Consider the following 13,650-nt stretch of genomic DNA (forward strand, 5'->3'; position numbering starts at 1 on the left):
CAACGCACATGGGACAGCGTTCCCGCACAACGAGGACCACGAATCATGTTGATCAAGACTGACCGCTGGCTGCGTGGCGACGACATCCCCGCCAGCGAGATCACACCGCAGCACATCTTCGAGCAGCGCCGCCGTTTCTTGGCCGCTGCCGCCATGGGTGCGGCCGGCGCGACGCTGGCGCCGTGGGCATCGCGCGAGGCTTTTGCCGCGAACCCTTCGCTGGCCAAGTTGCCCGGCAAACCGAATCCCGCGTACACGACCGTGGAGAAAGCCACCCCGTACGACCAGGTCACCACGTACAACAACTTCTACGAGTTCGGCACCGACAAGGCCGACCCGGCGCGCTATGCCGGCACGCTGCGCCCGCACCCGTGGCAAGTCAGCGTGGAGGGTTTGGTGAAAACCCCCAAAACCTACGACCTGGACGACCTGATGAAGCTCGCGCCGATGGAAGAGCGCGTCTACCGCCTGCGTTGCGTCGAGGGCTGGTCGATGGTGATTCCGTGGGTGGGCTTCTCGCTGGCCGAGTTGATCAAGCGGGTGGAGCCCCAGGGCAGCGCCAAGTACATCCAGTTCATCTCGCTGGCCGACAAACGGCAGATGCCCGGCATCAGCAGCCCCGTGCTCGAGTGGCCCTACAGCGAAGGCTTGCGCCTGGACGAGGCGATGCATCCGCTGGCGCTGCTTACCTTTGGCCTCTACGGCCAGGTGCTGCCGAACCAGAACGGTGCGCCCGTGCGCGTGATCGTGCCGTGGAAGTACGGCTTCAAGAGCGCGAAGTCCATCGTCAAGATCCGCTTTGTCGACAAGCAGCCGCCGACGAGCTGGAACATTGCCGCGGCCAATGAATACGGCTTCTATTCCAACGTGAACCCGAGCGTGGACCATCCGCGCTGGAGCCAGGCCACCGAACGCCGCATCGGCGAGGACAAAGGGGGTTTCGGTGGCCTGTTCGCGCCCAAGCGCAAGACGCTGATGTTCAACGGTTACGACCAGGTGGCCCCGCTGTACGCCGGCATGGACCTGCGTAAAAACTTCTGAGGCCGACATGACATTGCTGCCGCCGATGTTGGCGCCCAAGCCATTGCGTGTGGTGAAGGCGATCGTATGGATCGTGGCGCTGCTGCCGTTCCTGCGCATCGTCTTCCTGGGCGCGACAGACCAGTTCGGGGCCAACCCTCTGGAGTTCGTCACGCGCTCGACCGGTACGTGGACGCTGGTGCTGCTCTGCTGCACGCTGGCCATCACGCCGCTGCGCCGCATCACGGGCATGAATTGGCTGATCCGGCTTCGCCGCATGCTCGGGCTGTACACGTTCTTCTACGGCACGATCCACTTCCTGATCTGGTTGCTGGTCGATCGCGGACTCGATCCGGCGTCGATGTTGAAGGACATCGTCAAGCGGCCATTCATCACCGTCGGCTTTGCGGCGTTCGTGCTGATGATTCCGCTGGCGGCCACGTCGACCAACGCGATGGTGCGCAGGCTCGGCGGCAAGCGTTGGCAGTGGCTGCACCGGCTTGTCTACGTGACGGGCGTGCTGGGCATCCTGCATTACTGGTGGCACAAGGCCGGCAAGCATGACTTTGCCGAGGTGTCGATCTACGCCGCAGTGATGGCGGTGCTGCTGGGCCTGCGGGTGTGGTGGGCGTGGCGCTCGCAGCGCAGTGCGATGACCGGAGCCGCGATGCCAGCCCGCGATTGATGCCGATCGCGCCCACAAAAAAAGCCGACGTTTGCGCGTCGGCTTTTTCTTTGAGATGCGGGCTTACGCCGGGAACAGGTGCTCGCCGCGGATCAGGTCTTCAAAGCACTCGCGCTCGCGCGCCAGATGGACTTTGTCGCCATCGACGATGACCTCGGCCGCGCGATTGCGCGTGTTGTAGTTCGAACTCATCGTGAAGCCGTACGCGCCGGCCGACAGGATCGCGAGCACATCGCCCGGCTGCACCGCCAGCGAACGGTCGCGGCCCAGCCAGTCGCCGGATTCGCACACCGGGCCCACCACGTCGTAGACGACCGGCGCGCTTTGGCTGTCGCGTACCGGCACGATGTGGTGATACGCCTCGTACATCGCCGGGCGGGCCAGGTCATTCATGGCCGCATCGACGATGCAGAAGTTCTTGCTCGCGCCGGGCTTGAGGTATTCGACGCGCGTGAGCAGCAGGCCGGCGTTGCCCACCAGCGACCGGCCCGGCTCGAACAGCACGGCGCGATCGCCAAAGCCGCGCTGCTCGACGCGGTCCAGCAGCGTGCGCGCGAAGGCGGTGATGTCCGGCGGCGTCTCGTCCGTGTACGTGATACCCAGACCGCCGCCCACATCGATGTGCGCGAGGCGGATGCCCTCGGCGTCGAGCTGCGTCACCACGTCGAGCACCTTGTCGAGCGCATCCAGATAGGGTGACACCTCGGTGATCTGCGAGCCGATATGGCAGTCGATGCCGATCACGCGCAGGTTCGGCATCGCAGCCGCCGCGCGGTAGGTCGGCAGCACTTCGTCAAACGCCACGCCGAACTTGTTGCCCTTCAGGCCCGTCGAGATGTAAGGGTGCGTCTTGGCATCCACGTCCGGGTTGATGCGCAGCGACACGGGCGCGACCTTGCCCATCGATGCGGCCACGTCGTTCAGGCGGTGCAACTCGGGGATCGACTCCACGTTGAAGCACGCCACGCCGACTTCCAGTGCGAACCGCATTTCGTCCGCGCTCTTGCCCACGCCCGAGAACACCACCTTCGAAGCCTGTGCGCCAGCGGCCAGCACGCGCTTCAGTTCGCCGGCGGAAACGATGTCAAAGCCTGCGCCCAGCTGTGCGAACACCTGCAGCACGGCGAGGTTCGAGTTGGCTTTCACGGCGAACTGCACATGCGCGTTGCGGCCCTCGCACGCGGCGGCGTAGGCGCGATAGTTGCCCGTGAGGGCGGCACGCGAGTACACGTAGGTGGGCGTGCCGAACTGTGCGGCAATCGCGTCGAGCGCGACGCCTTCGATCATCAGCGCGCCTTCCTGGCGGATCAGGGACTCGGACATGAGGGAGAGCATTCTTGGCGTCGCACTGGATAAGGGCGTCGCCGGTTGAGCAAAAAAAGAGGGGATCAGCGGTTCGCGGGCACCGCGCTGGCCGCATCGGCGGCTGCGGGTTTGGCGCCCGGCACCGGGGGCTGCGGCACGGCGTTCGGGCCGGCGATGCCAGGGTCGGTGGTTTGCGGCGCGGTCGGCGCCGGCGGCACCTTGGGCATGTACAGCGGCCCGCGAATTCCGCAGCCGGATAGGCCTGCGACCGTCAGGGTCAGGCCGACAGTGGCTACAATGGCGGCGGTTCGTATCATCGGATGATGGTGCAGAAAGGATGCCCCAGGGGTGTGGCCCTTGCGGCGATCGGAGTCATATGGGACGAGGCGCCTGCTGGTCAGGACGGGCCGGAAAGGGCCGCCACGCAACGTCCGCGCAAGATTTTGGAGTGTAGCATGCCCCCCCTGAGCGAATCGGAGTTCCTGGCGCTGGCCGAGGCGGAACTCAGCCGCATCGAAAGCATCGTTGAAACGGCGGCCGACGAGGCCGATGCCGACATCGAGGTCAACCGCACCGGTAACGTGCTGACCCTTGAATTTGACGATGGCTCCAAGATCATCATCAACAGCCAGGCGCCGATGCAGGAACTGTGGGTGGCGGCGCGTGCGGGCGGTTTCCATTTCCGCCGCGGCGACGACGGCCGCTGGGTCGACACGCGCAGCAAGGAAGAGCTGTATGTGGCGCTCTCGCGCTATGTCAGCCAGCAAAGCGATGTGGATGTGACATTGGCGGCGGGCTGAGCGCAGCGCTCTCGTCGGATGCAAAAGAAAAGCCGCCCCGAAGGGCGGCTTTTTCATGGGCGCGACGTTCAGTTGCCGCGGAACATATCGAGAATCTTCTGTTTCTCCTGTTCCTGCGTCGGCGCCAGGTTGATGCCAGGCTGTTGTGACGGGTCGCCGCCCGGCGCCGAGGCTCCCGGCAGCGCATCGCCCAGGCCCACCGACGCCACGCCCTGACCGTTGGCGTATTCCTCGTAGGCCCAGTCGCCCGCCATCTGCACGACGCCTTCCGGCGGCTGGCGCTCGGTCTGCGGTTCGCCCTTCAGTGCGTAGCTCATGTAGTTGATCCAGATCGGCAGGGCCAGGCCGCCGCCGGTTTCGCGATCCCCGAGGCTGCGCGGGTTGTCGTAACCCATCCAGGCCACGCCGACCAGCTTGGGCGTGTAGCCGCAGAACCACGCGTCGAACGAGTCGTTGGTGGTGCCGGTCTTGCCGGCCATGTCGTTGCGGCCCAGTTTGACCTTGGCCTGGTAGCCCGTGCCGTTCGACACCACGCTGCGCAGGAGCGAATCCATGATGAAGTCGTTGCGCGGATCGATCACGCGCACGGCATCCTTGCCGGCGGTCATCGGATGGCTTTGCTGCACGACCGTCCCACGCGCATCGACCACGCGATCGATGATGTACGGGTTCACGCGGTAGCCGCCGTTGGCAAACACCGAGTAGCCGCTCGCCATCTGCAACATCGTCACCGAGCCGGCGCCAAGCGCCATGGGCAGATAGGCGGGGTGCCGATCGGCATCGAACCCGAAGCGCGTGATGTACTGCTGCGCGTACTGCGTACCGATCGCCCGCAGGATGCGCACCGACACCAGGTTCTTCGATTTCTGCAGCGCGCGGCGCATCGTCATCGGGCCGTCGTAGCCGCCGCCGTAGTTCTTCGGCTCCCACACCTGGCCGCCGGTGTCGCCCGTGGGGATGGAAAGCGGCGCGTCATTGATGACGGTAGAAGGCGAGAAACCCTTGTCCACCGCCGCCGAGTAGATAAACGGCTTGAAGCTCGAACCCGGCTGGCGCCAGGCCTGCGTGACGTGGTTGAACTTGCTGCGGTTGAAATCGAAGCCGCCGACCATCGAGTAGATCGCGCCCGTCTGCGGATCGAGCGACACGAAGCCCGAGGCCACTTCCGGCAACTGCGTGATCGACCACTTCTGCGTCTTCGGATCTTCGATCACGCGGATCACCGCGCCCGGGCGGAGCTTGATCTTCGGCTGCGCGTTGTTCGACAGCGCGGCCTGTGCAAAGCGCAGACCGTCGCCGGTCAGGTCGATCGTCTCGCCAGTCAGCATCGTTGCGCGCACCAGCTTGGGTGTCACGCTCACCACCACGGCCGATTGCAGATCGTCGCTGTTCGGGTGTTCCAGCAGGGCGTCGTCGATGGCCTGTTCGCGTTCCTCCGCATCGGAGGGCAGGTCGATGAACGCTTCAGGTCCGCGATAGCCGTGACGGCGCTCGTAGTCGAGAATGCCGCGACGCACGGATTGATACGCGACATCCTGATCGGCCTTGCGCAGCGTCGTGTAAACGTTCAGCCCACGCGTGTAGGTTTCTTCGCGGTATTGCGCGTACATGAGCTGGCGCACCATTTCAGCCACGTATTCGGCGTGCACGTCGAATTCATGGCCTTCGCCACGCACCGGCAGTTGCTCATTGATGGCCTGCGTGTACTGCTCCGGCGTGATGTAGTGCAGGTCGCGCATGCGCTGCAGGATGTATTCCTGACGCACCTTCGCGCGCTTTGGGTTCACGACCGGGTTGTACGCTGACGGCGCCTTCGGCAGGCCGGCCAGCATGGCCGCTTCGGCCAGGGTGATGTCCTTGATGTTCTTGCCGAAGTAGATCTGCTCGGCGCTTGCAAAACCGTACGCGCGCTGGCCCAGGTAGATCTGGTTCATGTACAGCTCCAGGATCTGATCCTTTGTCAGGCTCGCCTCGATCTTGTACGAGAGCAAGATCTCGTAGATCTTGCGCGTGTACGTCTTCTCGCTGGACAGGAAGAAGTTGCGCGCCACCTGCATGGTGATGGTCGACGCGCCTTGCGACAGGCCGCCATGCAGGTTCGCCAGGCCCGCGCGCAGCACACCGATGAAGTCGACGCCGCCGTGCTCGTAGAACCGGTCATCTTCGATGGCCAGGACTGCGCGCTTCATCACGTCGGGCATCTGCGTGATCGGCACGAAGCTGCGACGCTCTTCACCGAATTCGCCGATGAGGACGTTGTCGGCGGTGTAGACACGCAGCGGAATCTTCGGTCGGTAATCGGTGATGGCGTCGAGCGACGGCAGGTTGGGCGCGGCGACGAGCAGGGCGTAGCCCAGCAGCAGCGCGCCGACGACCCCCATGGCAACGAACAGGCCGAGCATCCAGAGAAGCAGTCGCGCCCACAGTGGGCGGCGGGCCTTGGGCGGCTTGGGCGAAGCTGGGGTGGTTTGGGCAGTAGCCATTACAGGTGGGCACCGGGGGTGTCAGTCAGCGTGGCGGCGATTATATCGTTGAGGCTTCGGCGGTCCGGCTGCCTCGGACGTAACAGCACGTAACCACTGTCACCTCAGCGGATGAGCCAGCACTTGTGCGCCGTGCCATGCACCGTGCGGGTGTAGATTGTGCGCCGGCGGTATCTTGATTCAAGGCGGCTAAGAATCCGCCGTTAGAAGTAGACGGAGCGGAAATCAAGTCAGACGAAAGGGGTATCCCCCGACCGTGGGGTTTTGACAACGCTTTCGGAAGGGCATGGCGCGAAATGCATCGCGCCCCGCCTGAGCGTTTGCCTGTTCTAAAGGATTTTGTGAGAATCCAGCAGCAAATCTAAGCAGGCTATGGCGCACGTTGGATTTGCGACGGGCGCCAGGGTTCAAAAAACTATAAACGGTGGGGTGTCTCTGTGCGACGGGGTTTGTTGTCCGGCCTGCTGCGCCGCAATATCGTCGGGATAGATATCGGGTCTTCCAGCGTCAAGGTGGTGGAGTTGTCCGCCAACGGCAAGCAGGGGGATTTCCGTCTCGAAAAATGCGCCAGCGAGCTGATTGAACGCAGTGCCGTCGCTGACGGCAATCTGGTGAATATCGATGCGGTGGGCAATGCGCTCAAGCGCGCCATCGCCAAGGCCGGCATTCGCGGCAAGGAAGCCGTGCTTGCCATTCCCGCGAGCCTGACGGAATCGCAAACCGTCAGCCTGCCCGACAACCTGACCGAAGACGAGCTCTTCGTGCAGGTCGAGAGCGAAGCCAACCGGCTGTTTCCGCCCTCGCAGAACGTCAATTTCGACTATGTCGTGATCGGTCCGTCCGAAACCGAAGGCGGGATCGGCGTGCGCGTCACGGCAACGGTGTCCGAGCGCGTGACCGAGCGGGTGACCGCCGCCGAGATGGCCGGTCTGAAAGCGATCGTCATGGACGTGGAGGAAAACGCCATCCAGCGCGCCATGACGCACATGCTCGCCGTGAAGCCGGACGCCACCGAAACCGAGACGCGCGACATGCCCGTCGTGGCGATGTTCCACCTGGGTGGTGCGCGCTCGCACGCATTGTTCTACCAGGGCTGGAAGGAGTTGTACGAGCAGCCGATGTCGGGCTCGGGCGACCAGCTTACGCAGAGCATTTCGCGTCTGTTCTCCCTCGATCTGCTCAAGGCCGAGGTGAAGAAGCGCAAGAACACGCTGCCCGACGAATACCGCAGCCAGCTGCTCAAGCCGTCGCTTGAGACGCTGGCCATGGAAGTCGGTCAGGCCATCCAGAACTTCCTGTCGACCTCGAGCGTCGGTCGCGTCGACGAGATCGTGCTGTCGGGCGGCCACGCATCGTTGCTGGGCGTACAGACCGCCATCCAGCAGCAGACGCAGATCAATACGACGCTGGCCAATCCGTTCGCCAATATGGGCGCGGCCAAGAACGTCAACGCGCGCTATCTGCAGCGCGATCTGCCAGCCTACATCGTCAGCGCGGGCCTCGCCCTGCGCGGGCTGCAATAAGGAGCTGACGATGGCCAATGAAAGCGCGAATGCCGTGAATGCGCTGCCAAGCGTGAACCTGCTCCCGTATCACGCGGAGCGACGTGCCGGTAAGCGCAAGAAGGTGTACATGAGCCTCGGCGCCGCCGCTGCCGTGGGTGCGGTGGTGGTGTTCCTGGGCGGCATGGTGATCGATCACCAGACCGAAGAGGCGCAACGCATCAACGACATCCTCACGCAGAAGAACGCGGAGATGGACAAGCAGATCGCCGAGGTCAACACCCTCAAGAAGGACATCGACGACTTGCTGCAACGTCAGCAGGCCGTGGAAAGTCTGCAAAACCAGCGTAACCGCCCGGTGCAGTTGCTTGAGGAGCTGGTGCGCCAGGTGCCGGACGGCATCTATCTCACCTCGCTCAAGCAGGAAGGCGAGCGTTACACGGTATCCGGAGTGGCGCAGTCGAACGAGCGCGTGTCGGACCTGCTGCGCAACCTGGGCGCGGTGCCCTGGCTCGATCATGCCGAACTGGGCGAATCGGTGGCCACCACCATGACGAACAACCTGAAGGAACAGCGTCGGCTGTTCAACTTCACGATCCGCTTCCAGTGGAAGGCCGAACCGGCAACGCCGGCCAAGCCCGGTGCGGCCACGGCGGGGAAATAACCATGGCGCTCTCGACCGAAATTTCGTTGGAAGACCTGGTCAGCCAGTTCCGCGGCCTGAACCTGAACGAGCCGGAAACGTGGCCGATCGCGCCGCGGATCCTGTTCATGATTCTGTCCGCCGTCGTGGTGATCGGCCTGGGCTGGCAGTTTTATTGGAGCGGCAAGTTCGACGAACGCGACGCCAAGCGCACCGAGCAGGACAACCTGAAGGCGGCATACCAGAGCAAGCTCGCGCAGGTGGTGAACCTCGAAGCGCTGCGCAAGCAGAAGGCTGAAGTGGAGCAGCGTGTCGCGAAGCTGGAACTGCAACTGCCGAACAAGACCGAGATGGATGCGCTGCTGGCCGACGTCAACCATGCCGGTATCGCACGTGGGCTGACCTTCGACCTGTTCCGCCCGTCCGGCGCGGTGATCAAGCCTTACTACGCCGAGATCCCGGTTGCGGTGAAGGTGAATGGCCGCTATCACGACATGGCGCTCTTTGCTGCCGACGTGGCCGCGCTCTCGCGCATCGTCACGCTGCAGAACATCTCGCTGACAGGCACCAAGGATGGCGGCATGGTGATGGAAACGCGCGCCGAGGCCTACCGGGCGCTCGACGCCGACGAGCAGGCTGCACAGCGCAAGGCGAATGCTGCCGCCAAGGGAGGCGCCAAATGAGGGGCCGCACCGTGAGCCGTCGCCGCATGTCGCACGTTCTGCGTCTGTCGCCGCTGTGCCTGGCCGTTGTGCTGACGGCCTGCGGCGCGAGCGAAGACGATGAATTGCAGCAATGGATGCAGCAAGCGCGCCAGAGCGTCAGTACGACCGTGCCGCCGCTGCCCGAGCCCAAGCCTTACGCGCCGCGCGAATACACGACCACCAAGCAGACTGATCCGTTCAGCGTGCAGAAGGTGGCAGAACTGTCGCGCGCGCAGAACGAATCGCCGGAACCGAATCGCCGTCGCGAGCCGCTGGAAGACTATCCGCTGGAAGCCTTCAAGCTGGTCGGGACGATGAAGCGCAATGGCGAGACGGAAGGTGTCCTGTCTGTCGGGGACAAGACGCAGCATGTGCATGTGGGGCAGTACATCGGACAAAACTATGGTCGCATCGTCCGCATCGGAGACCAGGAACTCACCTTGCGTGAGCTGGTGCGCGAAGGCACGACCGAATGGAAAGAAAAAATGACGACCCTGAAAGTTCAGGAGAGCGCGCAATGACGATGCGTCTTGTGAAGGGCGGCCTCTCGCAGGCAGCCCGAGTGGCCCGGGGGGGCGCGGTGGCATGGCTTTCGCTGTGCCTGTTCATGGTGGCCGGCCAGGCCGCCGCTCAGCAGGCGGCGCCTGCAGCGGCCGTCTCCGGCAACACGATCGAAAAGGTGGAGCAGGCCACGGCCGGCGAATCCACCGTGGTGACGGTCACGCTCAAGAGCGCGCCGACCCAGAAGCCGGTGGAGTTCAGCACGCAGCAGCCAGCGCGCATCGCCATCGACTTCTTCGGGGCCAGCTTCGCGCAGGGCCGCGCCAATTACCAATACGGCGGCAAGCTGCTGCGTTCGGCGAACGTGGTGCAGATCGGCGACCGTACCCGCGTTGTGCTCGATCTCGCGCGCCAGACGCAGTACAAGTCGGAAGTGCGCGGAAACCAGTACGTGCTGACGCTGGAAGCGGCGCCGGTGGCCGCGGCTGTCGCGGCGCCGACGTTCTCCGCGCCGACGCCCGTCGCAGGCGCCGAGCGCCCGGCGGTGCGCAATGTTGACTTCCGCCGCGGCGAGGATCTCGCCGGCCGCGTCGTGGTCGACCTGTCGACGGCCAACTCGGCGATCAACATCGCCCAGCAAGGCCAGAACCTCGTCGTGGACTTCGTCGGTGCGACGTTGCCGCAGTCGCTGCGCCGTCGGTACGACGTGAGCGATTTCGGCACGCCCGTGCAGGCCATGCGCGCCACCGACAACGGGACCGGCGCCCGCCTGATCATCGAGCCGCGCGGCAACTGGCAGTACAGCTCGTATCAGACCGACACGCAGTTCGTCGTGGAAGTGCGTCCGACGAAGGAAGACCCGAACAAGCTGATTGCTGGTCCGGGCTACCGCGGTGAGCGCCTGTCGCTGAACTTCCAGAACATCGATGTGCGTTCGTTGCTGCAGGTCTTCGCAGACTTCACGAACCTCAACATCGTGACCAGCGACAGCGTGACGGGCACCCTGTCGCTGCGCCTCAAAGATGTGCCCTGGGATCAGGCACTGCAGATCGTGCTGGATTCGAAGGGCCTGGCGTCGCGTCGCAACGGCAACGTGCTGTGGGTCGCCCCGCGCGGCGAGCTGGCCACGAAGGAAAAGGCCGAGCTTGAGTCGCAGCAGCAAGTGACCGAGCTGGAGCCGTTGCGCAGCCAGGTGTTCCGCTTGAATTATCAGAGCGCTGGCGATGTGCGGAACATGCTGCTGGGCACGGGTGCTGCCGGCGGGGCAGGTGGTGCTGCTGGTGGTACGACTTCTCGGATTCTGTCCAAGCGCGGCTCGCTCACGGCGGATACGCGGACGAACCAGCTATTCGTCTCGGACATCCCGAGCAAGCTGGAGGAAGTGCAGGCGTTCCTGCTGAAGATCGACATTCCGGTGCGCCAGGTGATGATCGAAGCGCGCATCGTCGAGGCGGACGACACGTTCAGCCGCAACCTCGGCGCCAAGCTGGGCTTTGCCTCCAAGACCAACGGCGCCGGTTATGGCAATACCTACACCAACGTCGTGTCGCCTGTGACGCAAAACGCCACGTGGGACAACAGCCCCGCGATCAGCTTCCCGGCCAATGGCATCAACGGTGTGAACGCGGCAACCGTGGCCGTGAGCCTGTTCAACGCCGGTGCCGGCCGCTTCCTGGCGCTGGAGCTGTCTGCGCTGGAGGCTGATGGCCGCGGCAAGATCGTTTCCAGCCCGCGTGTGGTCACAGCCGACAACATCAAGGCGCTGATCGAGCAAGGTACGGAGATTCCGTACCAACAGGCGACCTCTTCGGGCGCGACTTCGGTACAGTTCAAGAAGGCCAACCTGAAGCTGGAAGTGACGCCCAAGATCACGCCGGACGGCAACATTTTCCTGGACGTGGACGTCAACAAGGACAGCGTGGGTATCCAGACCACCAACGGCTTCGCCATCGACACCAAGCACGTGCAGACGCAGGTGCTGGTCGAGAACGGCGGCACGGTCGTGATCGGCGGTATCTACACGCAGAATGAGCGGACCGACATCAACAAGGTGCCGCTGCTGGGCGACATTCCGGTGCTGGGCAACCTGTTCAAGAGCACCAACAAGATCAACAACCGCACCGAGTTGCTGGTCTTCCTGACGCCGCGTGTGCTGTCCGATCAACTGTCGCTGAAGTAACCGACGGCGGCGTTTCGATCAAAAAGCCCGGCCTCCTGAATGGAGCGCCGGGCTTTTTTGTGTCCTGCGGCGCGGTTTGTGCAGGATGGTGACCAAATGCCACTACAATCAGGCTCAAATTCCTGATTTCACGCGATTTTGTCTGTTTCGAACGTATTTTTCGTCGGCTTGATGGGCGCGGGCAAGACCACGGTCGGCCGGGCGGTGGCGCGTCGGCTCGATCTGCCGTTCTTCGACTCCGACCATGAGATCGAAGCGCGCTGCGGTGTGCGGGTGCCGGTCATTTTCGAGCACGAAGGCGAGGTCGGTTTTCGCGATCGCGAAACCCACATGATCGACGAGCTGACCGCGCGCGACGGCGTGGTTATCGCCACCGGCGGGGGCGCCGTGTTGCGGGCCGAAAACCGGGCGTTCCTGCGCGAACGCGGTACGGTGATCTACCTGCGCGCCAATCCGCATGACCTGTATTTGCGCACGCGCCACGACAAGAACAGGCCGCTGCTGCAGACAGAAAACCCGCGCGCCAAGCTCGAGGAACTGCATGCGATCCGCGATCCGCTGTACCGTGACGTAGCGCATTTCGTCATCGAAACTGGCAAGCCCACCGTCGCGCAGCTTGTTAATATGGTCCTGATGCAACTCGAAGTGGCCGGCATTGTGGCTCCGCCCGCAGGCTCGTCCACCTCCTCGCAAGTCTCCTCTCAGTCATGATTACCGTTGATGTTGACCTTGGCGATCGCGCCTATCCGATCCATATCGGCTCGGGGCTGCTGTCCAAGGCTGAGTTGTTTGCCCCCCACATTCGCGGCGCGCGTGCCGTGATCGTCACCAACGAGACCGTCGCACCGCTGTATGCGGCCAAGGTCGAAGCGGCCATTCGTTCGCTCGGCAAGGCCGTCGACACGGTCGTGCTGCCTGATGGCGAATCGTTCAAGAAGTGGGACACGCTCAACCGTATCTTCGATGCGCTGTTGACCGCGGGCGCAGATCGCAAGACCACGCTGATCGCCCTGGGTGGTGGCGTGATTGGCGACATGACGGGCTTTGCCGCTGCCTGCTACATGCGCGGCGTGCCCTTCATTCAGGTGCCGACGACGCTGTTGTCGCAGGTCGATTCTTCGGTGGGTGGCAAGACGGGCATCAACCACCCGCTGGGCAAGAACATGATCGGCGCGTTCCACCAGCCGCAGGCGGTGCTGGCCGATATCGACACGCTGCGCACCTTGCCGGCGCGCGAGCTGGCGGCGGGCATGGCCGAGGTCATCAAGCACGGCGCGATTGCCGATGCCGATTACTTCGCCTGGATCGAGCAGAACATCAAGGGCCTCAACGACTGCGATACCGCCCTGATGACCGAGGCCGTGCGAGGCTCGGTGCGCATCAAGGCGGCAGTCGTGGCACACGATGAGCGGGAGACCGGTCTGCGTGCCACCCTCAATTTCGGCCACACCTTTGGCCACGCCATCGAAGCCGGGCTCGGCTACGGGGAATGGCTGCACGGCGAGGCCGTCGGCTGCGGCATGGTGATGGCGGCGGACCTGTCGCATCGCCTCGGTTTTATCGACATCGAGACGCGCAACCGCATCGCGGCGCTCACGCGTGCCGCCGACCTGCCGACGGTGGCACCGGACCTCGGCGTCGATCGGTTCATTGACCTGATGCGCGTCGACAAGAAGGCCGAAGCCGGCGAGATCAAGTTCGTACTCCTGCGCAAGCTGGGCCAGGCCTTCGTGACCACGGTGCCCGACGCCGACTTGCGCGCTACCTTGCAGCACGCCGTGCTGCGACCGCCGACCGAGGCGCCCGTCGCCTGAGACAAGACGAGATG

General features: G+C 64.0%; 13 protein-coding genes. 10 read left to right on the forward strand and 3 right to left on the reverse strand.

The window, feature by feature from the left end; all coding sequences use genetic code 11:
- Positions 1-45: 45 nt before the first annotated feature.
- Together msrP and msrQ are read left to right on the forward strand one after the other, a co-directional pair.
- A complete protein-coding gene (msrP, locus tag R2676_RS18035) occupies positions 46-1,041 on the forward strand; it encodes a protein-methionine-sulfoxide reductase catalytic subunit MsrP (RefSeq protein WP_316857413.1) in 996 nt (331 codons plus the stop codon).
- Positions 1,042-1,048: 7 nt separating this feature from the next.
- The gene (gene msrQ / locus R2676_RS18040; protein WP_206274124.1) at positions 1,049-1,705 is read left to right on the forward strand and encodes a protein-methionine-sulfoxide reductase heme-binding subunit MsrQ; all 657 of its coding nucleotides are present in this window, start codon (positions 1,049-1,051) and stop codon (positions 1,703-1,705) included.
- Positions 1,706-1,768: 63 nt separating this feature from the next.
- Here the strand turns inward: msrQ and lysA are convergent, their stop codons facing one another.
- Both lysA and lptM read right to left on the reverse strand, forming a co-directional pair.
- Positions 1,769-3,028 carry a diaminopimelate decarboxylase gene (lysA, locus tag R2676_RS18045; RefSeq protein WP_206274123.1) on the reverse strand — a complete coding sequence of 420 codons (1,260 nt, stop codon included), beginning with the start codon at positions 3,026-3,028 and terminating at the stop codon, positions 1,769-1,771.
- Positions 3,029-3,093: 65 nt separating this feature from the next.
- Positions 3,094-3,327 (reverse strand): LPS translocon maturation chaperone LptM, encoded by a 234-nt coding sequence (gene lptM, locus R2676_RS18050; RefSeq protein ID WP_004634541.1) that lies wholly within the window; start codon positions 3,325-3,327, stop codon positions 3,094-3,096.
- A 138-nt stretch (positions 3,328-3,465) separates the two neighbouring features.
- Between lptM and cyaY the strand changes: the two genes are divergently transcribed.
- A complete protein-coding gene (gene cyaY, locus R2676_RS18055) occupies positions 3,466-3,810 on the forward strand; it encodes an iron donor protein CyaY (RefSeq protein ID WP_102067435.1) in 345 nt (114 codons plus the stop codon).
- Between the two features lie 68 nt (positions 3,811-3,878).
- Here the strand turns inward: cyaY and R2676_RS18060 are convergent, their stop codons facing one another.
- Positions 3,879-6,293, reverse strand: a complete 2,415-nt coding sequence (locus R2676_RS18060) for a penicillin-binding protein 1A (protein ID WP_206274122.1) — start codon at positions 6,291-6,293, stop codon at positions 3,879-3,881.
- Between the two features lie 452 nt (positions 6,294-6,745).
- Between R2676_RS18060 and pilM the strand changes: the two genes are divergently transcribed.
- The 7 genes from pilM to aroB all read left to right on the forward strand — a co-directional run bounded on the left by pilM (position 6,746) and on the right by aroB (position 13,636).
- Entirely contained in the window at positions 6,746-7,816 is a 1,071-nt protein-coding gene (gene pilM / locus R2676_RS18065; protein ID WP_027680253.1) for a type IV pilus biogenesis protein PilM, read from the forward strand.
- A 10-nt stretch (positions 7,817-7,826) separates the two neighbouring features.
- Complete coding sequence (locus tag R2676_RS18070; protein ID WP_206274121.1) at positions 7,827-8,459, forward strand: PilN domain-containing protein; 633 nt, start codon at positions 7,827-7,829, stop codon at positions 8,457-8,459.
- A gap of 2 nt (positions 8,460-8,461) precedes the next feature.
- A complete protein-coding gene (locus R2676_RS18075; RefSeq protein WP_206274120.1) occupies positions 8,462-9,121 on the forward strand; it encodes a type IV pilus inner membrane component PilO in 660 nt (219 codons plus the stop codon).
- Positions 9,118-9,663, forward strand: coding sequence for a pilus assembly protein PilP (locus R2676_RS18080; protein WP_102067438.1), 546 nt, complete (start codon positions 9,118-9,120; stop codon positions 9,661-9,663). Before R2676_RS18075 ends, R2676_RS18080 begins: the two co-directional genes overlap by 4 nt.
- 2 nt (positions 9,664-9,665) lie before the next feature.
- Positions 9,666-11,822 carry a temperature dependent type IV pilus secretin PilQ gene (gene pilQ, locus R2676_RS18085; protein ID WP_316857426.1) on the forward strand — a complete coding sequence of 719 codons (2,157 nt, stop codon included), beginning with the start codon at positions 9,666-9,668 and terminating at the stop codon, positions 11,820-11,822.
- 138 nt (positions 11,823-11,960) lie between these two features.
- Positions 11,961-12,533, forward strand: coding sequence for a shikimate kinase (locus R2676_RS18090; protein ID WP_027680248.1), 573 nt, complete (start codon positions 11,961-11,963; stop codon positions 12,531-12,533).
- Entirely contained in the window at positions 12,530-13,636 is a 1,107-nt protein-coding gene (gene aroB, locus R2676_RS18095; protein WP_206274118.1) for a 3-dehydroquinate synthase, read from the forward strand. Before R2676_RS18090 ends, aroB begins: the two co-directional genes overlap by 4 nt.
- Positions 13,637-13,650 lie beyond the last annotated feature (14 nt).

Source organism: Ralstonia flatus (assembly GCF_958439105.1).
GTDB lineage: Bacteria > Pseudomonadota > Gammaproteobacteria > Burkholderiales > Burkholderiaceae > Ralstonia > Ralstonia flatus.